14 protein-coding genes are annotated in these 21776 nt (G+C 63.6%); 5 read left to right on the top strand and 9 right to left on the bottom strand.

Features of this window, described 5'->3' with window-relative positions; genetic code table 11:
* The first annotated feature begins 6 nt into the window (after nt 1-6).
* The 3 genes from PAQ31011_RS05720 to PAQ31011_RS05710 all read left to right on the top strand — a co-directional run bounded on the left by PAQ31011_RS05720 (nt 7) and on the right by PAQ31011_RS05710 (nt 4221).
* Complete coding sequence (locus PAQ31011_RS05720; protein WP_150574954.1) at nt 7-726, top strand: lysoplasmalogenase; 720 nt, start codon at nt 7-9, stop codon at nt 724-726.
* Nucleotides 727-731: 5 nt separating this feature from the next.
* Complete coding sequence (gene pbpC / locus PAQ31011_RS05715) at nt 732-3062, top strand: penicillin-binding protein 1C (protein WP_150574953.1); 2331 nt, start codon at nt 732-734, stop codon at nt 3060-3062.
* A gap of 187 nt (nt 3063-3249) precedes the next feature.
* Nucleotides 3250-4221, top strand: a complete 972-nt coding sequence (locus PAQ31011_RS05710) for a delta(1)-pyrroline-2-carboxylate reductase family protein (RefSeq protein ID WP_150574952.1) — start codon at nt 3250-3252, stop codon at nt 4219-4221.
* A gap of 36 nt (nt 4222-4257) precedes the next feature.
* Here PAQ31011_RS05710 and PAQ31011_RS05705 read toward each other — a convergent pair whose 3' ends face one another.
* The 6 genes from PAQ31011_RS05705 to PAQ31011_RS05680 all read right to left on the bottom strand — a co-directional run bounded on the left by PAQ31011_RS05705 (nt 4258) and on the right by PAQ31011_RS05680 (nt 11845).
* Nucleotides 4258-5091 (bottom strand): heme ABC transporter ATP-binding protein, encoded by an 834-nt coding sequence (locus PAQ31011_RS05705; RefSeq protein WP_150574951.1) that lies wholly within the window; start codon nt 5089-5091, stop codon nt 4258-4260.
* A 63-nt stretch (nt 5092-5154) separates the two neighbouring features.
* Nucleotides 5155-6306, bottom strand: coding sequence for a FecCD family ABC transporter permease (locus tag PAQ31011_RS05700; protein ID WP_174989980.1), 1152 nt, complete (start codon nt 6304-6306; stop codon nt 5155-5157).
* Nucleotides 6307-6450: 144 nt separating this feature from the next.
* Nucleotides 6451-7398, bottom strand: coding sequence for a heme/hemin ABC transporter substrate-binding protein (locus tag PAQ31011_RS05695; protein ID WP_150574950.1), 948 nt, complete (start codon nt 7396-7398; stop codon nt 6451-6453).
* A gap of 11 nt (nt 7399-7409) precedes the next feature.
* A complete protein-coding gene (locus PAQ31011_RS05690; protein WP_150574949.1) occupies nt 7410-8519 on the bottom strand; it encodes a hemin-degrading factor in 1110 nt (369 codons plus the stop codon).
* 120 nt (nt 8520-8639) lie between these two features.
* The gene (locus PAQ31011_RS05685) at nt 8640-11012 is read right to left on the bottom strand and encodes a TonB-dependent hemoglobin/transferrin/lactoferrin family receptor (protein WP_150575762.1); all 2373 of its coding nucleotides are present in this window, start codon (nt 11010-11012) and stop codon (nt 8640-8642) included.
* Nucleotides 11013-11383: 371 nt separating this feature from the next.
* Nucleotides 11384-11845 (bottom strand): Lrp/AsnC family transcriptional regulator, encoded by a 462-nt coding sequence (locus tag PAQ31011_RS05680; RefSeq protein WP_039394177.1) that lies wholly within the window; start codon nt 11843-11845, stop codon nt 11384-11386.
* 227 nt (nt 11846-12072) lie between these two features.
* Between PAQ31011_RS05680 and PAQ31011_RS05675 the strand changes: the two genes are divergently transcribed.
* Nucleotides 12073-15690 (top strand): indolepyruvate ferredoxin oxidoreductase family protein, encoded by a 3618-nt coding sequence (locus tag PAQ31011_RS05675; RefSeq protein WP_150574948.1) that lies wholly within the window; start codon nt 12073-12075, stop codon nt 15688-15690.
* 155 nt (nt 15691-15845) lie between these two features.
* Here PAQ31011_RS05675 and PAQ31011_RS05670 read toward each other — a convergent pair whose 3' ends face one another.
* A complete protein-coding gene (locus tag PAQ31011_RS05670; RefSeq protein WP_174989978.1) occupies nt 15846-17042 on the bottom strand; it encodes an MFS transporter in 1197 nt (398 codons plus the stop codon).
* A 348-nt stretch (nt 17043-17390) separates the two neighbouring features.
* Here PAQ31011_RS05670 and trpS point away from each other — a divergent pair, with 348 nt between their 5' ends.
* Nucleotides 17391-18431 (top strand): tryptophan--tRNA ligase, encoded by a 1041-nt coding sequence (gene trpS / locus PAQ31011_RS05665; protein ID WP_150574946.1) that lies wholly within the window; start codon nt 17391-17393, stop codon nt 18429-18431.
* Nucleotides 18432-19032: 601 nt separating this feature from the next.
* Here trpS and PAQ31011_RS05660 read toward each other — a convergent pair.
* The gene (locus PAQ31011_RS05660; RefSeq protein WP_150574945.1) at nt 19033-20190 is read right to left on the bottom strand and encodes a hypothetical protein; all 1158 of its coding nucleotides are present in this window, start codon (nt 20188-20190) and stop codon (nt 19033-19035) included.
* A 275-nt stretch (nt 20191-20465) separates the two neighbouring features.
* Entirely contained in the window at nt 20466-21716 is a 1251-nt protein-coding gene (locus PAQ31011_RS05655) for a metal-dependent hydrolase family protein (protein WP_150574944.1), read from the bottom strand.
* Nucleotides 21717-21776 lie beyond the last annotated feature (60 nt).

Raw genomic sequence — 21776 nt, 5'->3', positions numbered from 1 at the left:
ATCGCAATGACGTCGAACTTCTTTGCGCCGGCGGCGGCGCTGCCGCGCGAGGCACGCCGCTTCTGGTGGCTCGCCGCGGTGGCGGGGGCTGCGTATGCCGTCTCGTTGCGTGGCGCGCCCTATGCGGATCAGGCCATCGCGAAGGTATTCCTATGTGCGCTGCTGATGTTTGCCGCGCTATATCACCGGGTGCCGCGTGAGCGGGTCTGGCTCTGTGCCGCGCTCATCTTCTCGGGGGCGGGCGATGTGCTGCTCGCACTCCCGGCGCTCGCGCAGGGCTTCGTGTTCGGGCTGGGGGCGTTTCTGGTGGCGCACCTCGCGTACTTCATGCTGTTCTGGCGAGTGCGTCGGCCGTGGGCGCAGGTGCCGCGCTGGCATCGTGTAGCCATCGTTTTGGTGTGGATCGCGGCGGCGCTCCTGTACGCGCTGTACTGGCGTGGCATGGGCGAGTTGAAGGCACCGGTCGCATGCTATGTCATCGTGCTCGCCATGATGGCCTCGGCGGCGCTGCTGGCTGACGTTCGGGGCGAATGGGCACCGGTCGGTGCGCTGCTCTTCACCGTATCGGATGCGCTGATCGGCACCACCCGCTTTGTCGGCTCGGTGCCCGCGCAGGAGTACGCCATCTGGATTCTGTATGCGCTCGCGCAGTTGCTGCTCGTGGCGGGCATCATGGCGATCCGCTCGCCAGGGCAGGCGCCGTCACCGTCGAATGAGAAAGGATGAAGCCCATGTGCGCAGTGCCTGATGGGCGTCGTGGAGGCATTGTGCGTGGTGTCATGCGTCGTGTCGTGCTGAGCGTCGCGTTGGCGCTCGGGCTGATTCAGGCACCGGTCAGCGCGCACGCGGTGCCGTCGTTCGACGAGGTGCGTCAGGATTGGCGTGCGTCAGACTGGATTCTGCTGGATCGTCGTGGCGAGCCGTTGCAGCGCCTGCGCGCGGACATGCAGGCACAACGCGGCGACTGGGTGACGTTGGCCGATGTGTCGCCTGCCTTTCGTGAGGCGCTGATCGTCTCGGAAGACAAGCGGTTCTACGAGCACAGCGGGGTCGATTGGCGGGGTGTTGCTGCCGCTGCGTGGGGCAATCTCTGGCATTCGCGCACGCGTGGCGCGTCCACCCTGACGATGCAGCTGGCGGGCCTGCTCGACGACGATCTGCGCCCCAGCGCGCGTAACCGGTCGGTGACGCAGAAGATCGGGCAGGCAGCGACGGCACTCTGGCTGGAGCAGCGCTGGCGCAAGGACCAGATACTCGAAGCCTATCTGAATCTCGTGCCGTTTCGCGGCGAACTCGTCGGCATCTCGGCCGTCTCGCAAACGCTGTTCGGCAAGCTGCCCATCGGCCTCGACGCGCGTGAGGCGGCGATTGCCGTCGCGTTGCTGCGAGCTCCCAATGCGCCTGCCGGGCGCGTCTCTCAGCGCGCCTGCGGCATTCTGAAGGACATGGGGCAAGGGGCCGATTGCAGCGGGTTGGAAGGTTATACGCAGTTGGTCTTTTCGCGTCCCGCGAGCGTGATGACGACGCGCGACGCCGTCAATCTCGCGCCGCATTTCGCACGACGTGTGTTCAGCGAAAGTCGTCCGCCCACGGGCACGCGCATCACCAGCACGCTCGACGCGAATCTTCAGCGCATGGCGGTGAATACCTTGGGGCAGACGTTGCGTGAGTTGAGCACCCCGGGCCGTGCGCGCAACGTTCAGGACGGCGCGATTGTCGTGATCGACAACGCGAGCGGCGAGATCCTCGCATGGGTCGGATCGTCCGGCGCGCTGTCGTCTGCGGCACAGGTGGATGGTGCGACGTCGCTGCGTCAGGCAGGCTCCACGCTCAAGCCGTTTCTCTACGCGCAGGCGATTGCCGAGCAGCGTCTGACGGCAGCGTCGCTGCTTGATGACTCTCCGATCGATTTGCCCACGGGCGGTGGTCTGTACATCCCTCAGAACTACGATCGCCACTTCAAGGGATGGGTCAGTGCGCGCACCGCGCTCGGTTCGTCGCTCAATGTGCCCGCCGTGCGCACACTCGTGATGGTCACGCCGCGCCGGTTCGCACAGACGCTCGTCTCGCTCGGCTTGCCGCTCACGCAAAGCGGCGATTACTACGGCTTCAGTCTGGCGCTCGGCAGCGCCGACGTGACGTTGCTCTCACTCACGAATGCATATCGCGCGCTCGCGAACGGCGGCACGGCGAGTGGCATTCGGGAGCGCATGCCTGAGCACATGCCTGCGCGTGCGGCATCGACGTCGCGAGCGCGAACGGACGATAAGTCGGTGGGCAAAAAGGCTAAGGACGACAACCGTACGCAAGCAGCAGGCACGACGGTCTTCTCGCCGCAGGTGAGCTTCATTGTGTCCGACATGATCGCGGACCGGCAGGCGCGAACGCGCACGTTCGGTCTCGACAGTCCGCTCTCGACGCGCTACTGGACCGCCGTGAAGACGGGCACGAGCAAGGATATGCGCGATAACTGGGCCGTCGGGTATTCGCGTCGCTATACCGTGGGTGTCTGGGTCGGCAACGCGGATGGCGCGCCGATGTGGGACGTCTCCGGCGTCTCCGGCGCTGCCCCCATCTGGCATCGCGTGATGGACTATCTGCATCGACGAACCGCCAGTCTGCCGCCTGCGCCACCGCCCGGCGTGGAGCATGTCGCAGTGCAGTATGCGGAGCACGTCGAACCCGCCCGCGAGGAGTGGTTTTTGCCCGGCACGTCGCAGAGCACGATTGCCTTGTCCGCACTCGCCACGAAGGCCCCGAGCGGTCCGCTCTGGCGCATTGCCGGACCGACGGACGGGACCATCGTCGCACTCGATCCCGATATCCCGCCCGCCAACCAGCGACTGTGGTTTCAGGTGGCCGCGGCGTGGCCCAAAGGCGCAGCATGGCGACTCGACGGAAAGCCGTTGTCCGGCACGTCGCGTGTGGGATGGTTGCCGTGGCCGGGACGTCACACGCTCGAGCTGGTCGACGCGTCCGGCACGGTGCGCGACAGCGTTCGCTTCGAGGTACGCGGTGCGACCGTCAACGACGGAAAACGCATGCGCAATGCGAGCCGCTGAGCGCATGTGCGCGATGGCGCGTCGTTCGCGTCGACACGAAATGTCACGATTAAATTTTGATGTGGCAGACGCGTTCACGCGATGCGCGCTACACTGAAATCAGACTTGGCAAAGCGTGACGCGATGTGACGACGACGAGTGCAAACTCCGCCGCCCGAAGGCGTACGCCCCGAAGCGGAGACAATCGATGATCACGCTGGATGCGCATCAAACCGCGCAGTTGTTGCCTTATCCTCAGTTGGCCGACGGCATCGAGGCCATGCTCATGGAGATGCGCTCGGGTACCGCGCGCGCCCCGGAGCGTCTGCACTTTCCCCTGACCGAACCCGAACGCGGCCGCCGCACCGGCGTGCTACTGGTGATGCCTGCCGTCAATCGGGATGTCGCGATGACCAAGCACATCACCGTGCATCCCGAGAATTGCCGCGCGGGCAAACCGTCGATCATCGGCGAGGTAATGGTGTTCGACCCGCACACGGGGGAGCGTCAGATGCTGCTCGACGGTCCGACCGTCACCGGGCGTCGTACTGCCGCCGTCACACTCTTTGCTGCGAGAAAGTTTGCGCCGCGTCCGAAGGGGCCGGTGCTGATCGTCGGCGCGGGCGTGCAGGCGAGGGCGCATCTGGAGGCTTTCGCCGCCGGTATGGGCACGCGTCATTTCATGATCTTCTCGCGCAGTCCGGAGCGCGCGCATGCGCTGGCCGATCACGCCGCGACGCTCGGTGTGGAAGCGACTGTGGTCGATGCCATCGAGCCTGTACTCAATACCGTCAGCATCGTGATCACGGCGACGACCAGCAGCGAACCGGTGTTGCCGGACAGCGACGTGACGCGTTGGCGCGACGACATTTTCGTCGCGGGCGTGGGCGCGTTTCGCCCGGACATGCGCGAGTTGCCGCCGCAGTTATGCCGCGATGCGGCGGTGCGCGGCACACTCGTCGTGGATACGTGGGAAGTGAAGCACGAGGCGGGTGATCTGCTGCACGCCGCCATCGATTGGGGACGCGCAGCACCCTTGATGGACGCGATCATCACGCCCGATCGTTTCCGGTCGAGCGGGCCGGTGGTCTTCAAGAGCGTCGGCTATGCGCTGTGGGATCTCGCGGCGGTGCTGTGCGCGCGCGCGAATCTTGCGAAGGATGGTGTGCCTGCCGCTTGATTCGGCTTGATTCAGCTTTGGCCACCTGGCGGGCCATCAAGCGGGCAATGCGAACGGTACGCCGGCGGATGCGCCCTTCGGCATGGGGTATCCCGCTGCGGTCTCCGGCGTAATCACGTGCACCGGCAGACCCAGCGTCGTTTCGATCAGATCGGCACGCATCACGTCGTGCGGCGTGCCGGTGGCGAGAATGCGTCCGTCGGCCAGCAACGCCATGCGGTCGGCGTGACGCGCGGCGAGATTCACGTCATGCACGATGGCCATCGCACCGAATCCCCACGACTTTGCCAACGCCCGCGTGAGCGACAGCAGATGATGCTGATGGGCGAGGTCGAGCGCCGCCGTCGGTTCGTCGAGCAACAGATAGCGCGGGACCGACGGGGCCGATGCGCTCTCGTCAGGCCACAACTGCGCAAGCACCCGCGCGAACTGCACCCGCGCCCATTCCCCGCCTGAGAGCGTCATCACGTCGCGATGGATCAGCGGCAGCGCGCCTGCCTGTTCGAGGGCGAGGGCGGCAATCTCCGTGTCGCTGCGGCTCGCCTTCGGAAACGGCAGACGCCCCATCGTCACGATCTCCAGCGCACTGAACGGAAACGACAACTGTGCCGTTTGCGGCAGCACGGCGCGCAGGCGCGCGAGCGCCGCCGTCGAGTATTGCGAGAGCAGCGCACCGTTGAGCGTGATCGCGCCGCTCATGTGCGTGCGCGGTGGCAACGGTTCGCCCGCCAGCGCTTTGAGCAGCGTGCTCTTGCCCGCGCCGTTCCGGCCGAGCAGCACAAGCAGCTCGCCGGGACGGATGTCGAGCGACAGGCCGTCGAGCACGGGCGAATCCGAGTGGGCGATGGTGAGGTCGTAAGCACTGAGCATGGCGATGTCCCGATGTTGGCTGATGTCGTCAGTTGGCGATGGATGCGGATGGGGCCGTCGGCGTTACAGACCGAACTGTCCGCGGCGTCGCCACAGCAGCATGAGGAAGAAGGGGGCACCGAGCAGCGCCGTCAGAATGCCCAGTGGCAGTTCGGCGGGCGCGACCCACGTGCGGGCAACGAGGTCGGCGAGCAGCGTCAGAATCGCGCCGAAGAGGGCTGCCGCAGGCAGCACGGCGCGCGGATCGGGGCCGACCACCAGACGCACGATGTGCGGCGCGATCAAACCGATGAAACCGATCATGCCGCTCGACGCCACCAACGCGCCCACGCACAACGCGCACGCCACCATCACACGTCGCTTGACCGATTGCACCGCCACGCCGAGGTGCAGCGCTTCGGCTTCCCCGAGCAGCAACGCATTGAGCGAGCGGCACTGCGAGGCAAGGGCGACGATGCCCAACGCGACCGGCCACACGATCACCGCGAGCATCGACCATTGCGCACCGCCGAGACTGCCCAGCGTCCAGAAGGTGAGCGTGCGCAATTGCGTATCGTTTGCGAGATACGTCAGCAAGCCGATGGCGGCCCCCGAGACGGCATTGATCGCGATGCCGGCGAGCAGGAGCAGTGGCAGGGCGAGACGGCCGCGTCCGGCGGCCAGACGATAGACGAGTGCCGTGACGCCCAACGCACCCACGAACGCCGCCAGCGGCAGCATCCACAAGCCCAGCGACGCTGCGAGTGCCGCGGGCAGCAACACCCCGCCGAGCACGATCACGCCCGCCGCACCGAGCGCTGCACCGCTCGCCACACCGATCAGCCCCGGGTCGGCCAGCGGATTGCGAAAGAGCGCCTGCAAGGCGGCACCGGCCGCGCCGAAGCCTGCGCCCACCAGCACGCCCAGCACGATGCGCGGCAAACGGATCTGCAACATCACATTGCGCGCCTGATCCTGCGCGAAGTCGCCCGTCGCGCCACGGAACAGGGCGGTAATGGCGTCGTCGGGAGCGATGCGATAAGCGCCGCCACACAATGCGGCCAGTACGGCGGCGGCGAGCAGGCCGACGAGCACCGTCATGACGATCCAGCGCGGCGGACGTCGCCGTGCAGCGCCGGTATGTCCCGGGGCGCCAGGACGGCCGGTCGAGGCATTGGGTGTCGTGGCCCGGCTGCCGCTGGACGTGCGGGACGCGCTGGACGAACTTGACGACATGGGCTTCGGAATCGGAGGAGCGGCTGACATGGCAACGATGACTGGCGAGTGGCTGGCGAATGACGGATTCGGGACGGGAGAGGCGCAGTGTGGGTGACGTCACGAAGTGGCTCGCGACGTCACGCCACGCTCACGCAGCGGCCCTCAGACGGTATGCACGCGCCTGGCAAGCTCGGCGACCGCTTGCGGCAGACGCGGGCCGAAGCCGAGCAGATACAGGGCGTCGAAACTGACGACGCGTTTGGCGCGACCCGCCGGTGTGTTGGCGAGTCCCGGCTGCGCGAGCAGCGTGGCGGCCGGATCGGCGGGCGACGGTCCCGTCGTCGTCGTGAGCAGCACGTCGGGCTGCGCAGCGACGGCGGCTTCGGCGGTCAGCGGACGGTAGCCGTTGAACCCGCTCAGCGCGTTCTCAGCACCGGCGTAAGCGAGCATCGCATCGGCGGCGGTGTCCTGCCCGGCCACCATCACCTGATTGCCCGTATGACCGAGGATGAACAGCACGCGCGGACGCTTCTGAATGCCGTACATCTCCTCGACCTTGCCGCGTGCCTGAATCCAGTCGGACATAAAGCGGCCTGCCACGCGTATGCCCTCGTCGTTGAGCTTCATCGCGTTCGCGACACCGCGAATGTTGTCGCGCACCAGCTCAGCGGTATAACCGTGCTTGAAGTGCTGCACGGTCACGCCAGCCGCCGCGATCTGCGACAGCACATTGGGCGGCCCGGCTTCGGCACCGGCGAGCAACAGATCGGGATGCAGCGAGAGCACGCCCTCGGCCGAGAGCGTGCGCAGATAGCCGATCTTGGGCAGCTTGGTGGCCGCCTCCGGATACAGGCTCGTCAGATCGTTGGCGATCACGCGATTCTGCGCGCCGAGTGCGTAGACGATTTCCGTCAGCGCGCCACCGGCGACGATCACGCGCTTCGGTCCGTCCTTGGCGACGGACGCATCCGTTGCCGCATGCGCCGCGCCGACCAGCGAGTGCGGGAGCAGCGCGCCGAGCCACGCACCTGCGGCGAGCGTCGCGCCACCGCCGAGCAGGGTGCGACGCGAGAGGCGAAACGCGTCGCGTGCGTCGTCAGATTTGTTCACGCCGGGCTTGTTCACGCTGATGCCTCCGCAACCCCTTGCGAACCCTCCACGCGTACCAGCGTCGCGCGCCAGTCTTCGCGTTCGGCCTGACCCGGCTTGCGCTCACCGAAGAACATGGCGATCACCATGCCCGAGGCGTCGAGCAATTCGAGCGACGAGACGATGCCGTCCGCCGTCGGCTTGCGCACGACCCACGCGGTGTCGACGAGGTCTTCGCGCAGGTGCAGATTGAAGCCCGGATCGAGGATGTTGACCCACGGACCCATCATGCGAATGTTCTTCACCGGGCCGGTGTGGATCTGGATCATGCCCGCATTGCCGACGAACACCATGATCGGCAGATCGGTACCGGCGGCATCTTCGAGCAGCGTACGGACCGAGGCGGACGACACGCGCTGCGCGTGACCGGCGGGCGCAAGACGCAAAGCCTGCGCGCGCGACACACCGTGGCGCTTGAGCATGTCGAAGAACTGGTGCGTGTCGGTCATCGCAAGCCAGTCGCGCTGGAAGGCGTCGGCGTCGATGTCTGCGTCAGGGGTTTCGGCCTTCGGAGCGTCGGCAGCGACAACATGCTGACCCGGTGTCTGATCGTCGTCGCGGAAGCGTGCGACAAGCGCTTCAAAGGCAGCGACGTCGCTGTGATCGCGCAGGAACATCTTGTGCACGGCGGTGCCGGCCTTGTCGAAGAATTGCAGCGAGCGGCGCGGGCCGTTTTCCGCCGGCGTTTCGACGGCGTAACCATAGGCCCATTGGTGATAGAAGATGCGCAGGTCGAGGTCCTTGCCCAGACCCAGACCGATGGTGCCCTGATGCGAGAGCTTTTCGTACTGACCGTCTTTCTCGTGAACAGCGGCGTTGTTGCGCGTGAGCGCCATGACGCGTCCGAGCGCAGGCAGCGCTTCGACAATCTCGACGAACGCCGGACGCAGGCGCACGACGTGCTCGCCGACGAATGCCGCGACCGTCTCGCCTTCGGACACACCGAGCGCGGCGGCGGCGTCGCGATCGCGCAGGTTCTGTTCCGTCTTCACTCGTTGGAATTCGCTGCGCAGACGGGTGACGTCGGCGAGCGCGGGGAATGCCGGGCGGGCGGTGGAAGTGGCGTTTTGAGCGTTCATCATGGCGATTCCTTGAATAGCGTGTTTGCTGGCGATAGCGGATAGCTGGCATGCGCCGGCGGGGCGAAGCTCAGACGCTGAGCCTCTTGCGCCGGCGCGGTTCTGACGACCGATCCCGAAGGATCAGTACTGAAGCTTCAGGCTCACAGCCACGCTGCGGCCCGGTGCCGAATAGGCGTCCTTGACGTTGGAGTTGTCGGCGAGGTTGCGAACGTCCGACCAGTTCCAGTACTTGCGGTCGAACACGTTGTAGATCCCGGCGTAGACCGTCGCGTGCTTGTTGATGTGATAGCCACCGGACAAGTCGAGCACGATGGAGGTCGGCGGAGCCCAGCAGTTCTGGTTCTGCTGTGTACCGGCTGTGCAGCTCTTCGCGATCTGGCTTTGCGACTTGGCGGCCTGGAACATCAGGTCGGCCTGCGCGAACCAGGTGCTGTTCGGCTCGTAGCGCACACCCACGACCGCAGAGAACGGGTTGATGGTGTTGAGCGGTTGGCTCGCAGCGCCGTTGTCTTCCGTCGTGCCGTGCGTGTACGCCATGGCGGTACGCAGCGTGATGCCGCCCTTGAGCGCCCACGTCGCACGGCCTTCCCAACCCTGAATGTTGGCGCGGCTGAAGTTGACGTACTGGAAGACGAGCGGATCGTTCGGACGGCCCGAACCGCTGATGGTCTGCTGCGAGATGAAGTTGCGATACTTGCCCGCGAACACGGCGGTGCTGTACGTCACCGGGCCGAGTGTGGTCGCCAGACGGCCGCGCAGACCCAGCTCGATGGTGTCGCTCGTCTCAGGCTTGAGGTTCGGGTTCGCGATCGACATGTAGCCGAAGAGCGGATTCGAGAAGCCGTTGTTGACCTGATCGGGCGTCGGCGTGCGGAAGCCGCGGGCGTATTGCACGTACGGAATCAGCGACGGCGCGATTTCATACATCACCGCGATGCGCGGCGAGAAGGCGGAGTCGTTCGACGAGGTCGGCTGCGTGCGTGCGCCCGATGCCGTTTGCGAGACGTACAGCGGATCGTTCTGTTTGGGCGAGAGCCAGTAGGCGTCGTAGCGGATACCCGGCGTGACGGTCAGCGCGCCGTAACGGATTTCGTCCTGCAGGAACGCGCCGAAGAGGGTGTAGTCGGTGTCCGGGAAGGCCTTGTTCGGGAACGACTCGCCCACGCCCGGCACGGTGCCGTTGCGGTAGCTGGTGATGTACGCCAGGCTCGCATCGGTGCCGTACACCAGCTTGTGTGCGAGCGGACCGGTCTCGAAGTTGCTCTCTGCTTGCAGCGAGCCGCCCACGGTGCGTTCTTTGTACGTGTTGTCGCGCGTGCGGTCGCCCGCCGTGCGTTTTTCGTACGAGTACTGGCTGTTCTTCGCGTCCTGGAAGTACACCAGCGCGTGTGCGTTCTGGATGTATGCCTGCGAGGCGTCGTTGAAGTCGTAATCGAGGCTGACGCGGTTGCGCTCCAGACGATCGCTCGTATGCAGGCCGAGCGTCGTGGGCGGATTGACGGCGGACAGCACGTCCGAATCCGTACGACGGCGCACGTTCTCGGCAGTGAGCTTGAACGTCGAGAACGGCGTGGCCTTGAAGACGAGCTTGCCGAGGATGGAGTCGCCGTTGGTGTCCTGCGGGTTCGCCGTCGTACGCGCGGTGCTCGCGGAATTGTTCGAGCCTTTGCCGTCGAGTTCGTGACCCTTGTTGCCGTCCACGATCAACATGCCTTGCCACTGCTCGCCACCCCACGCGGCCTGCGCGGTCGTGCCGAAGCTGCGGTCCATCGAGTTGTAGTACGGACGCAGCGAGAAGTAGGTGGACTTGCCGAACACGTCGAGCAAGTCCTGCGGATCTTTGGTGAGGAAGTTGACGACACCGGTCAGGCCGTCGCTGCCGTATAGCGAAGACGCCGGGCCGCGCAGAATTTCGATGCGGCGCAGCAGGTCCATGCCCATGTAGTCGCCACGGCCGGCTTCTAGCGGACCGAACGAGTACGAGGAGGGCATGCGGATACCGTCTTCGAACAGCGCGACGCGATTACCTTCCAGACCGCGGATATTGATGCTGGAGTTGCCATCGCGACCGCCACCGGCAGCGGCCGAGGCAGGGCGATACGGCGCGCGACGTACGGTCACGCCGGGCTCATAGCGCAGCGCTTCCTTGATGTCCTGCGCTTGCTGCTCCTCGATGTCCTGATCGGTGATGACCGAGATCGAGGCTGGCGTGCGTTCGCTGGCAGTCGGTGTGCGCGTTGCCGTCACGTTCACCTCTCGCAGATTGGCTTCGGCGAGCTGGATCGGTGCGTTGGGCGATGCCTGCGCGAGTTGAATCGTCTGGGCGGACTGGACGGGTTTGGCGGGCTGCGCCGAACCGTCGGCCGGGGCCTGTTGCGCGAAAGCGGCAGGCAACCAGAACGCGGCAAGCACCGCGCCTGCGAGCGGATGCAGACGCCGGCGTGACTCGGACGCCCGTTGGCGTCGCGAGGCTTCGGTTCGTGCGCCATGCATGGCGCTGGTTGAACCGTTGGCGCCGTGTTCCCGGCGCATGGACATGACAAAGGCGCGGCCCCCGCCGCTCGACGACTGCTTCACTGCTGGCTCCCAGTGCAAAAAACCCCGTTGCTGGCTGGCGAGCGCTCGTGGCAATCGGCGTGTGAGCGGCGTCTCTCGACGCTTCACTACACGCTGGCAGGCGCGGCTGGCGAAAAAATCTCACGCCACCCGGCCGCAATGTTCGGCCTTGAGACGAAGAGCTTGGATAAAGACTTAAATGAGAATCATTTGCATTTTTAGCGAAGATCCCCCGGTCCGTCAAGAGGGGATGTTGCGCAATGTCAACGCATGGGAAGTGACTGAAAGCTTAGGGAAATGACCGAAAGTCAGATGGGCAAACTCGTATCGAACTTGATTTCACGCAGTACAACGCTGGTTTTAACGTTAGAAACCGCAGGAAGACGGAAGATGTGCTCATGCAGGAAGGCGTCGTAGGCCTTGATGTCCGGCGCCACGATTTTTAGGATGTAATCGGCCTCGCCGGTCGTGCTGTAGCACTCCGTGACTTCGGGGCAAGTGCGGATCTCGCGCTCGAACTGCTCCGTCCCCCCTTCGGTATGCCGCGTGAGCTGCACGTGAGCCAGCGCACAGACATGCAGGCCGAGCTTTTCCCGGTCGAGCAGCACGGTATAGCGCTGTATCACGCCGCTTTGCTCCATGTCCTTGATCCGACGCCAGCACGGCGTGGCCGACAGGCCGACGTTTTCAGACAGTTCCTGCGCCGAGCGGCGCGAGTCGATCTGCAGCAGACGCAAGATCTGCCGCGCAAAGTTGTCGAGTAATTCCATTTCTCGAAATCGCCTTTTGCGAAATGAACGTTTCTTATTGTGCGCCGAAAGGAGTGAAATAGTAAAAATCTTTCTCGGGCCTCCCCATACACTGCTTCCATAACCGACGCGTTCACGCGCTATGCGCAAAGCCGTCGAGACGAACAGAACAAATGCCCCCAAGCACTGCTAGCGCGTCGATGCATCGATCACGTTGCCAGCCGGACGAGGGGATCAGGAGATACCCGATGAATGCCCCCATGCGCGCAGCCTTTGCGACGCCCACGGCCAACCCCCTGGCCCATCCCGACTACCAGCTCTCCGACGCGCTCACCGCGCGTAGCGGTCAGATTTTCCTGACCGGTACGCAGGCGCTGGTGCGCATCCTGCTGATGCAACATCAGCTGGACGCCGCACGCGGTCTGAACACCGCCGGCTTCATCAGCGGCTATCGCGGCTCGCCTTTGGGCGGTGTGGACCAGCAACTGTGGAAGGCGAAGAAGCTGCTCGACGCGGCGAGCGTCAAGTTCCTGCCTGCGATCAACGAGGAACTGGGCGGCACGGCCGTGATGGGCACGCAGCGCGTGGAAGCGGACCCCGAGCGCACCGTCGAAGGCGTGTTCGGCATGTGGTACGGCAAGGGCCCGGGCGTGGATCGTGCGGGCGATGCGCTCAAGCACGGCAACGCGTACGGCGCATCGCGTCATGGCGGCGTGCTCGTGGTGGCGGGTGACGATCACGGTTGCGTGTCGTCGTCGATGCCGCACCAGAGCGACTTCACGATGATGTCGTGGAGCATGCCGGTGCTCAATCCGGCCGATATCGGTGAACTGGTCGAGTTCGGTCTGTACGGTTACGCGCTGTCGCGTTTCTCCGGCGCATGGGCGGGCCTGAAGGCCATCTCCGAGACGGTCGAGTCGCGTGGCACTGTCGATCTCGACAAGATCCGTACCGACTGGGCCGAGCCGCTCGATTACGTCGCCCCGGCAGGGGGTCTGCACAATCGCTGGCCCGATCTGCCGAGTCTCGCGCTCGAAGCGCGTCTGGCGGACAAGCTCGACGCCGTGCGGGCCTTCTCGCGCGTGAACAGCATCGACAAGTGGATCGCCCCGGCACCCGACGCCGACATCGGCATCGTGACGTGCGGCAAGGCCCACCTGGACCTGATGGAGACGCTGCGCCGTCTGGACATCACCGTCGACGATCTCGCGGCGGCTGGCGTGCGTATCTACAAGGTGGGGCTGTCGTTCCCGCTGGATATGTCGCGTCTGGACACCTTTGTCGCCGGGCTGAAGGAAATCCTCGTCATCGAGGAGAAGGGCCCGGTTGTCGAGCAACAGATCAAGCAGTACCTCTACAACCGCACCACGGGCACGCGTCCCGTCGTGCTCGGCAAGACGGACGCCGAAGGCCGGATGCTGCTCTCCGCGCTGGGCGAGTTGCGTCCGTCGCGCGTGCTGCCGGTGTTTGCCGAGTGGCTGGCAAAGCATCGTCCGACGCTGGACCGTCGTGAGCGTGTGGTCGATCTCGTGGCGCACGACATCCTGTCGAATGCGGCCGACGGCGTGCGTCGCGTGCCGTACTTCTGTTCGGGCTGCCCGCACAACACGTCGACGAAGGTGCCCGAGGGGTCCATCGCGCAGGCGGGGATCGGCTGTCACTTCATGGCGTCGTGGATGGATCGCGACACGACCGGGCTGATCCAGATGGGTGGCGAGGGCGTGGACTGGGCGGCGCACTCGCACTTCACGAAGCGTCCGCACGTCTTCCAGAATCTCGGCGACGGCACGTACTTCCACTCGGGGCTGCTGGCGATACGTCAGGCGGTCGCATCGAAGGCGAACATCACCTACAAGATCCTCTACAACGACGCCGTGGCGATGACGGGTGGCCAGCCGGTCGACGGCTCCATTTCGGTGCCGCAGATCGCGCGTCAGGTGGAAGCCGAAGGCATCGCCAAGCTGGTCGTGGTGAGCGACGAGCCGGAGAAGTACATCGGCCACGAAGGGCAATTCCCGAAGGGCACCACGTTCCATCACCGCAGCGAACTCGACGCCGTGCAGCGCGAACTGCGCGAGATCCCCGGCGCGACCGTGCTGATCTACGACCAGACGTGTGCCGCCGAGAAGCGTCGCCGTCGCAAGAAAAACGAATTCCCGAATCCGGATCGACGTCTGTTCATCAACGAAGCCGTGTGCGAAGGCTGCGGCGATTGCGGCGTGGCGTCGAACTGTCTGTCGGTCGAACCGGTGGAAACGGCGATGGGACGCAAGCGTCGCATCGATCAGTCGTCGTGCAACAAGGACTTCTCCTGCGTGAACGGCTTCTGTCCGAGCTTCGTGTCGGTCAAGGGCGCGCAGTTGAAGAAGGCGCTGGCCGCTGCGTTTGATCAGGCCGCTTTCGAAGGACGTCTGAATGCGCTGCCGCAGCCGGTGGCGCTCGCAGGCGACGCACCGTTCGACATCATGGTCACGGGCGTGGGCGGTACGGGCGTGGTGACGATCGGCGCGCTGATCACGATGGCCGCGCATCTGGAAGGCAAGAGCGCGTCGGTGCTCGACTTCATGGGCTTCGCGCAGAAGGGCGGTGCAGTACTGTCGTTCGTGCGATTCGCGAACACGCCGCAGGCGCTCAATCAGGTGCGTATCGACACGCAGCAGGCTGACGTGCTGCTCGCGTGCGACATGGTGGTGGGGGCGAGTGCCGATGCGTTGCAGACGGTGCGCCGCGACCGCACGCGCGTGGTCGTCAACACGCACGCGATTCCGAACGCGACCTTCGTGCAGAACCCGGATGCGAATCTGCATGCGGGCGCGCTTCTGGAGAAGATGCGTCACGCGGCGGGCAACGACAAGCTCGACGCCTGCGATGCGCAAGCGCTCGCACAGCGCTTCCTCGGCGACACGATGGGCTCGAACATCATCATGCTCGGCTACGCATGGCAACTGGGTCTCGTGCCGGTCTCGCTGCATGCGCTGCAACGCGCGATCGAACTGAACAACGTGGCTGTGCCGATGAACCATCTGGCGCTCGCGATCGGCCGTCTGGCGGCGGGCGATCCGGCTGCGCTGACGGAGACGACGGCCAAGGCCACGCATGCACCGATGCATGCGCCCGTCGCTGACGACATGACGTTCGACGCGCTCGTGGCGCATCGTGTGGACTTGCTGACGCAGTACCAGAGCGCGGCATACGCCTCGCAATTCAAGGCGTTCGTGAAGCAGGTGGTCGATGCGGAAACGCGTGTGGCCGGTGCACCGGGACGTCTGTCGCGTGCGGTGGCTCAGCAACTGTCGCGTCTGATGGCTTACAAGGACGAATACGAAGTGGCGCGTCTGTATGCCGCGACGACGTTCACCGATGCGTTGGGCGAGACGTTCGAAGGCAAGCCGGGCAGCGACTTCCGTCTGGAATTCCACATGGCACCGCCGCTCATCGCGCGTGGCAAGGACGGCGGTGTACCGAAGAAGGTGACCATCGGACCGTGGCTGTGGCCGGTGCTGCGCGGCATGGCAAAGCTGCGTGGCCTGCGTGGTGGTGCGCTCGACGTCTTCGGTTACACGCTGGAGCGTCGTATGGAGCGTCAGCTGATCGCCGACTACCGCACGACGATGGAGCGCGTGCTGGCCGGTCTCTCGGCCGACACACTGGCCGATGCGATTGCGCTGGCCGAAGCCCCGGCGAAGATCCGTGGTTACGGGCACGTGAAGCTGGCGAACCTGGCGATGGTCAAGCGTGTGGAAGCGACGATTGCCGGGCGTCTTGGCATCACCCCGGCCACCGGCGACGCCGTCGAACAGGCACTGGCTCACGCCCGCAGCAGCGGCAAGACGCTCAAGGGCATTCCGGTGGTGACGAGCCGGTAATTATTAGCATCATTTTCGCTGTTCGCGGCAGGAGTGATTTGTTTTGAGAAAAGAACGACGGTGGAGCAAGCGATACGAGTCGCTGTTCCACCGTCGTTTTTTTGTTAGTCGCGGCGCTTGCTCTAGTGACACCCGAAGGGTGTAGGGAACGGGGCTCAGTGGACCGACGGAGAGCGTGAGGCCGGGACCATTCGTGCAAATATCCCAAGACCAATGGCGGTCATGCCGGAGCACAAGAAAACAAACTCAATGCTGGTCACGTTTGATAGAGCGCCCCCGAGCAGAGGCGCGATGATCATCAGAAGCAATTGGAGGCTTCTGCCGGTGGATGTGACCGTTCCCAATACTTCGCGTGGACAATATCGTTGGAACATCAGCATCACCAACATGACCCCCAGTCCGTACCCGAATCCATTGCCGATCCACAATGTGAGCATTGCGAAGACGGGCACTTCGGTTTGTGCGAATACCATTGCCGCAGGCGTCAGTACGGTTAAGCCGAAGAGTATCGACGACACAGTTAGCAGAGTGGTCGGAGAGCATCTCTTGATTGCGCTTTTGAAGGCGAGTGAGCCAATGATGGCACCCGCCGCGGTACATCCAACGATGCTGCCAAAAGTGCCGTCGGGATAGCCCCTCGCCTTGAGAAATAGGGCTAACAATGCGTCGTAAAAGCCCAAAACGAATGCTTGGCAAAGCGTAATGGTGAATACGCGTCGCAGAAGGGGGTGGTCCCGCAGTACGGCATGAAATACCGCCCACACAGGACGTCTGTGGACGTTAGCTCTGACAGGCTTCGCGGACACTTCGCGCCAAGGAAGGAGAACGACACCCGCAAGCCCAAGTGCGGCAGACACTGCGAATCCTGGCAAATGCCATGCTGCAAGCATCGCGGCGATGAGTGGCGCGACGAGCTTGGCCATCTGGTCGATCAAGGTCACTTTGCTAGCGTTTCCGGCAAGCGCGTCGTTGGAAAGCAGGCGGCGAAACAACTGCTGCTCAGCTGGGCCAGGAATCAGATTGGCTAGTCCCTTCATCGCTACACAAATCAGAAATAGCTGAAGTGTAGGTGCGAGCAAAAGGGCTATCGCTGCGACCGCGCGTGCGACGTAGCTCCAACGCAGCATGACCCAGGGACAATGACGGTCAACGAGGGCACCGATCCATGGGCCAGCGAGAACGCCGGGAACTCCGTAAAACGTCATGGCTAGTCCGATGAATACAGCATCGGCATCCCAGCGAAATGCGAGACTCTCGAAAATCAATGTGAAGTCTATCCATAGGATCGACGCTCCGACCGCGCGGGACGCCAGCAGACGCGAATAGCTTTGTGCGCGAAAGGTGTGTTTCAAAGCTGGTCTCGGGGTTTCAATGTTGCATCTTGATCCGACGGGCTAGCGAGAGCTAAGCGATTTCTCAGTGCACACGACACCCGGGAGGCCGAATTCTGATATCCGGCGCCTCTGGTCGCTATTCGATTTGAACGCTTCCTTTTTGTACTAGCTAACATGTCTGGTTCAGCTCATCTGTGTCTGGAAAGGACCAATTTCTTGTTGGTTTTTGGGCTTCGGCCCCCGTTTTTCATGGTTTGAGCGTTGCTCAGACGACCGCAACGTCCACCGACTGCGGGAGGGGTTTCTGTACCGTCATCGGGCCGACGCGCTACCATTCGGAAACGACGCTTGATTACGGAGAGGAAAATGAGTGTTTCGAAGGCGCCTGCGGATCGCAAGGTGATCCTCACGGGTGACCGTCCGACGGGCCCGCTGCATCTGGGCCACTACGTCGGTAGTCTCAAGAACCGTGTTGCGTATCAGCACGAGTACAAGCAATTCATTCTGGTCGCCGACGCACAAGCGCTGACCGACAACACCGACGACGAAGGCAAAGGCCGCGACAAGGTCCACCGCAACGTCTCCGAGGTGGCGCTCGACTATCTGGCCGTCGGCATCGACCCGGACGTCACGACCATCTGCGTGCAGACCTGGCTACCCGAACTGACCGAACTCACGTTCTATTACCTGAATCTGGTCACGGTGGCGCGTCTGGAACGCAACCCGACCGTGAAGCAGGAGATCTCCCTGCGCAACTTCGAGCGCGATATTCCGGCGGGCTTCCTCACGTATCCCGTGAGCCAGGCGGCGGACATCACCGCGTTCCGTGCCACGCTCGTGCCTGTGGGCGAAGACCAGTTGCCGATGATCGAGCAGACGAACGAAATCGCACGTCGCCTCAATCGCATGGCCGGTCGCGAGATCCTCACCGAAGCGAAGGCGCTCGTGCCGCCGATCGGACGTCTGCCGGGCATCGACGGCAAGGCGAAGATGAGCAAGTCGCTCGGCAACGTCATCAACATCTCTTCCTCGCCGGACGAAATCCGCGCAGCCGTGAAGAAGTGCTACACCGACCCGCTGCACCTGAAGGTTGAAGACCCGGGGCATCTGGAAGGCAACGTCGCGTTCGCCTATCTCGACGCCTTCGACGAAGACAAGGAAGGCCTGCAAGCGCTCAAGGATCACTACGTTCGCGGTGGTCTGGCGGACTCGAAGGTGAAGGCGCGTCTGGAAGAGCGTCTTCAGGAAATGCTGCGTCCGATGCGCGAGCGTCGCGAGGAATACGCCAAGAGCCCCGACTACGTGTGGGACATGCTGCGCGCCGGCACCGAACGCGCACGCGAGACGGTGTCGCAGACGCTCGACGACGTTCGCTCGGTATTCGTCACGCCGGGCTGGAAGAAGTAAGGCACGCGTTGTGCGCTAGTCGCTGACGCGTGGTAGATGGCCCCCCGAGGGTTGGAGATGTCTCCAATCCTCGGGGGGCCATTTATTTTGGACGCTGATTCGATGGGAGTGAGCTGATGACCGCCACCTGCTTGGGCTTTCGTTCGAGATTCGAATCACCGCACATCACGTTGCTCTTTTCGGATAGGGGGCAACGCGTGGGCGATAGTGGTGCAGGCCCATAGGGTGAAAACGCGGGACATGGGCAAGCGCTATTCGGGGCCGTTTGACAACGATTGATCTCCGCCGACAACGTGGAACGGGGTGGTGAGCGCAAGTTGTCGGTGCGCTGTAAGCGTTGATTGGCGAGATGCGTCGCTCTTGAGTTGAGCTGGGCCAAGGTGTTGAGCGCAAGTTCGTCATCGGAACGAATTTGTCGCACTTTGAGGGTAGCCCATTCAATTTGATGGCGAAGGAATCGGGTACGCGCTTGCTTCGTATATCCCGGCCCTGCAACGCTCACGGTGCTCGGCACTGTGTAGGGAGCGGAATGATTGGAAATCAGTGGCATGACGCAGGTCGTCCCAAAATTAGATAGTGAAACAGATGAGAGCGGGAGTCATCAGAGGTTGGCCGCTGTCATCGCGTTATCGAGTTCTTGCAGCCCTTGTGCGAGGGCGCTGCGATCCGTCGCCATATGATGAAGCTCATCACAGCAGGCATTGAATCGGCGCAGCAGAAGCATTTCCTCACGGGCGCACGCCGCTTCCGTTTGCGCCCCGATTCTCATGTCCATGGCGCTGTATAGATTTCGTACGCTTTCGATGCGGTTCGACATATCGGTCCAGCCTCGATTGCGCGGATAAGCGACCATCGTGAACACGCTGTTCAGCAGGCTGACACCGCTAAGAATTCCCGATGCGATCTTGAGCGCGACGCCGACGATGATGAGTGCCGGCAGCATCGGCGGAAGCAAAATCGTCATCGCAATGACCGCTGCCGACAGCACGTAGAGGCACACGAGAATGGCGATTCTCGTTTTCCATCGACGTCGCTCGGGAGGCACTGCACGTTTGGCCCGATTGAGTGCCTCGCCGACATGAGTGCGCGAGTTCCTTAGCGATTGCCCCGTCGTCGCAATGGCAGTCGTGAGCTCCTGATCTCTTCCACGCAGCGTTTCACACGTCTGACACTGGCTCTCCATACGGCATTCGCCGTGCAGGGCACGCGCGCCTTGCATCTCTGCGCTTTTGGTCTCCACTTCGTGCACCGCCTCCAATGACGACAAGATGATTCGCACGGCATAGTCGACGTGATAGAGAACCATGAACGCGGCCATGGCATTCGTGGTCAGCCCATCGCTAGCAACGATCGATTTCTGTGAGCCGATCGATCGCCACGATCCCCATGGCGCTTCACGCGACCGATAGATTCTCCCGATCGCCTTTTCGATGTCACCCATCAAACTCTTCACTGAGACAAGGCCATCCCCGTGATGTTCTTTTACGGTTTCGTCGAGCTTGCGAAAGGCGACGACCTTCGCGAATCTCTCGGAAAGCGGCGCAGTTGGGACGTCGACACTCAGCAGTTTTTCAATTTCAACCCATGTGTTGCTGATCGATTGCAGGTTGTTGCCGATGGAGCCTCTGAGCCACTCCAGCGAATCCACCTGGGAAGACCGTTCCAGAGACACGACGGTGACGTGCTGAACCTTGACGTCGAGCCAGTCCCGGTCAATCGCCGTCGGCGTGTTGTTTCCCGTGCTGGACGTCGAGGGCAAGTCTGGCCCGGGAAGTGGGGAGGAAGGCAGAAGGACTCTCATCGGGGGACCCTGTTCCTTGCTGATGTGAGATCAGACTAGTCCCCCCAAATGCGTCCCGCTTTTATTTTTTGCACATGCACGAAGCGCAATGCGTGAAATCACGGCCGAAATCTATACTCGGTCCCGGTGTCCAGGTTGACGAGAGACGGCGCTGAATCACAAAACGCCGCGACGTCATGTTCGTCGCGGCGTTTTGCTATGGCGCTATTGCAAAGGGTGAGGCGCTATTCCGATTACGGCTGCTTTGCGACCTTGCCGTCCTTGAAGACCCAGCGAATGGCCTCGCCCTGACCCGTCAGCACATCGATCGATTCGAGCGGATTCCCATCGACGACCAGCACGTCGGCGAGCGCGCCCGGTGCGATCACGCCCAGCTCACCCGCGCGATTCAGAATCTCCGCGCCGATCACCGTCGCCGAGCGCAGCGTATCGACCGCACCCAGCACGTCGGCGCGAATCGTCAGCTCGTCGGACTGATACTTGTGCATGTCGCCGAGCAGGTCCGAGCCGAAGCCCATCTTCACACCGGCATCGCGGTAGATCGCAAGCGACTCACGACCGGCGCGTTGCACGCTCTCCACTTTCGCGACGGATTCCGGCGGCAGACCCAGCGATTCGCCGTCCTTGGCGAGCGCGTCGTAGGTGACGAGCGTCGGCACCACGTAAGCGCCTTTCTCGGCCATGAGCTTCGCCGTCTCGGCGTCGCACAGATTGCCGTGCTCGATGGTGCGCACGCCGCAACGCACGGCACGCGCGATGGCCTTCGGCGTGTACGCGTGCGCCATCACATAAGTTTGCGCCGCTTCGGCTTCCGCCACGGCCGCGCGGATTTCGTCTTCCGAGTACTGCGTGTTGGCAATGGGATCGACCGGCGATGCCACGCCGCCCGACGCCATCAGCTTGATTTGCGTTGCGCCCTTCTGAATCTCTTCGCGCACGGCGAGACGAATCGGGTCGACGCCGTCGACCACGCGGCCGATGGCACCTGCACGGAACGCGCACGAGCACGGCTCAAGCACGTCGCTGCGCGGACGGAAGTCGCCGTGACCGCCCGTTTGCGACAGCGCCTTGCCCGACGGGAAAATACGCGGACCCGGGATCACGCCTTGTTCGATGGCTTGTTGCAGCGCCCAGTCGGCACCGCCTGCGTCGCGCACGGTGGTGAAGCCGCGGCCCAGCATGCCCTGCATGATCGGCAGCGACTTGAGCACGGTCAGCACGTTCGGCTGGCTGGCGTTGGTGCCGAGGTTCGGATGCGAGGCGAGCACGTGCACGTGGCAGTCGATCATGCCGGGCATGACGGTCTTGCCGGTGACGTCGATCACCGTGGCACCGGCGATGTCGAGCGGCGTGGCGCTCACTGCCGTAATGCGATTGCCAGAGATAGCCACATCGTGACGTTCGAGCAGACGGCCGGCGGCTGCGTCGAGCACATTGCCGCCGCGAAGCAAAGTCACGGTCGTAGAGGCGGTCGTGGAGGACATGGGGGAATTCCTTGGAAAAAAAGCACAAGGCGCGCCGGGTCAGGGCGCGCCTTGTTTAGG

Origin of the sequence: Pandoraea aquatica (genome assembly GCF_902459565.1) — a bacterium.
Lineage (GTDB): Bacteria > Pseudomonadota > Gammaproteobacteria > Burkholderiales > Burkholderiaceae > Pandoraea > Pandoraea aquatica.
This window is presented reverse-complemented; position numbering and strand designations above follow the sequence as displayed.

What these genes read in the sequence shown, in the direction of transcription:
- PAQ31011_RS05690 (WP_150574949.1), bottom strand. Translation starts at nt 8,519, where the DNA reads ATGATGAACGCTCAAAACGCCACTTCCACCGCCCGCCCGGCATTCCCC.
- PAQ31011_RS05685 (WP_150575762.1), bottom strand. Translation starts at nt 11,012, where the DNA reads ATGCATGGCGCACGAACCGAAGCCTCGCGACGCCAACGGGCGTCCGAG.
- PAQ31011_RS05720 (WP_150574954.1), top strand. Translation starts at nt 7, where the DNA reads ATGACGTCGAACTTCTTTGCGCCGGCGGCGGCGCTGCCGCGCGAGGCA.
- trpS (WP_150574946.1), top strand. Translation starts at nt 17,391, where the DNA reads ATGAGTGTTTCGAAGGCGCCTGCGGATCGCAAGGTGATCCTCACGGGT.
- PAQ31011_RS05705 (WP_150574951.1), bottom strand. Translation starts at nt 5,091, where the DNA reads ATGCTCAGTGCTTACGACCTCACCATCGCCCACTCGGATTCGCCCGTG.
- PAQ31011_RS05675 (WP_150574948.1), top strand. Translation starts at nt 12,073, where the DNA reads ATGAATGCCCCCATGCGCGCAGCCTTTGCGACGCCCACGGCCAACCCC.
- PAQ31011_RS05710 (WP_150574952.1), top strand. Translation starts at nt 3,250, where the DNA reads ATGATCACGCTGGATGCGCATCAAACCGCGCAGTTGTTGCCTTATCCT.
- PAQ31011_RS05655 (WP_150574944.1), bottom strand. Translation starts at nt 21,716, where the DNA reads ATGTCCTCCACGACCGCCTCTACGACCGTGACTTTGCTTCGCGGCGGC.
- PAQ31011_RS05700 (WP_174989980.1), bottom strand. Translation starts at nt 6,306, where the DNA reads ATGTCGTCAAGTTCGTCCAGCGCGTCCCGCACGTCCAGCGGCAGCCGG.
- pbpC (WP_150574953.1), top strand. Translation starts at nt 732, where the DNA reads ATGTGCGCAGTGCCTGATGGGCGTCGTGGAGGCATTGTGCGTGGTGTC.
- PAQ31011_RS05680 (WP_039394177.1), bottom strand. Translation starts at nt 11,845, where the DNA reads ATGGAATTACTCGACAACTTTGCGCGGCAGATCTTGCGTCTGCTGCAG.